The organism is Hymenobacter agri (assembly GCF_054778495.1).
In genome coordinates this window covers 1-1,545 of record NZ_BAAGZM010000815.1, presented here as the reverse complement: position 1 = coordinate 1,545, position 1,545 = coordinate 1, and the positions used below count along the sequence as shown (strand labels likewise).

Sequence of the window (1,545 nt, the reverse complement as noted above, 5' to 3'; positions counted from 1 at the left end):
AATGGCCCCGCCGGCCCCGCCGCCGCCGCTGCCGCCCGAGTAGGCCGAGTAGCCGCCGCCGTTGTAGCCGCCAGTGTTGCCCACCGACATGCCCCCTACTACTACAGTCAACACCTCGCCCGGGGTCACCGTCAGTGTGGCCTGCACCTGTCCGCCGGCCACCGGGTTGATATTGCCCGCGCCGCCGTAGCCCGATGCTCCCCCCGTAGCCGTCACGTTCAGCTTCGTGACGCCGGCCGGCACGGCATACGTCTGGGTCCCGCCGTTGTAGTAGAATGTCTGCGTTTGGGCCCGGGCCGGCGCAGCTGCGGCCAGCAGCAGGGCTCCGAGCAAAAGCTGGGAGAGCGGGCGCCAGGAAGCTGCTCGCGGCAGGGGGGCGTAAATTTTCTGCATAAGGTTAGAAATGAATAAAGTAACCCGGTTCGTAATACCTCAATCCGGCCCGGTGAGCCAAGCGTTGAAACAAGAGGCAAGGCACCGGGTACAAAGGTCCGGCCCCGCCAAACACGGCGGTATCGCATGTTGATGCGAGGCCCGTTCATCGCCAGTCCGTTGATAAGAAGCCGGCTGAGTCTATAAAAACAGCTATGCTGCGCGTAGTCGAAGCACCTACAATGCTTCGTCACCACGAACCTGATTGCCGCTGCGCGCGCGGTTCGACGGCGCCTGGTATGACAGCTTTGCGCGGTGGTGGCGCACCACTGCTCAAGCAACACGCTACTCCTGTGCCTGCGGTAGGCTACTGGCCCTAGCCGTGCCGGCCGCGGGCCAGCAGCTCGGCCTTCGAGTTGATTTGCAGCTTGTCGTACACCGTGCGGATGTAGGCGCGCACCGTGTTCAGGCTGATGCCCAGCCGGTCGCCCACCAGCTTGTAGCTCAGGCCCTGCTCCAGGGCTTCCACAATCTGCTGCTCGCGCGGGGTGAGGGCCGCGGTCGGCGCGGCGGGCCGGAAGTAGCGCATCACGTGGCGGGCAATGGCCGGCGACATGGGCGAGCCGCCCGACAGCACATCGAGTAAGGCCTGCTTGATGGCCGGCAGCGGCGTGCTCTTCACCAAATAGCCCACCGCCCCCGCGCACAGGGCCTGAAACGTGCGCTCCGAATCCTGATACACCGTAATGAGCACCACCTCGGCCTGCGGGGCCAGCTCCCGAATCAGGGCCACGCCCTCGATGCCATTGGCGCCCGGCAGCCCGATATCGGACAGCACTAGGCGGGGCGCCGGAATGCCGGACGTCAGCAGGGCCAGCAGCTCCTCCACCGAGCCAGCCACGGCCACGCACTCAAACTCCGGCTGCGAACACAAGTAGGTGTGCAGCGCCTCGCGGATGGCAGGCTGGTCTTCGACAATAGCCAGGCGGATTTTCATATACACAAAGTTCCGGCGTTCAGGCATGCAGCGGTATCGCATGTTGATGCGATGCCCGTCCCATCAGTATCCGGCCGAGACAGGTCGGCCCATCAAGCGTTGAGCGGCATGCCAAACGGCCGGCGCGGGGCCGCGAGGGGCACGGCCACCTGCACCCGGAACCCGCCGTCGGTTGC

The 1,545-nt window shown here is 65.5% G+C and carries 1 protein-coding gene and 1 pseudogene; both read right to left on the bottom strand.

The window, feature by feature from the left end:
• A pseudogene (locus tag ACYVDE_RS22440) lies at positions 1-333 on the bottom strand (hypothetical protein); the annotation flags it as partial.
• A gap of 415 nt (positions 334-748) precedes the next feature.
• Positions 749-1,369: a response regulator gene (locus ACYVDE_RS22435; protein WP_460503757.1), complete on the bottom strand. Its 621-nt coding sequence runs from the start codon at positions 1,367-1,369 to the stop codon at positions 749-751.
• Between the last annotated feature and the right edge of the window lie 176 nt (positions 1,370-1,545).

Coding starts and splice junctions, on each gene's coding strand:
- ACYVDE_RS22435 (WP_460503757.1), bottom strand. CDS start 1,369: ATGAAAATCCGCCTGGCTATTGTCGAAGACCAGCCTGCCATCCGCGAG.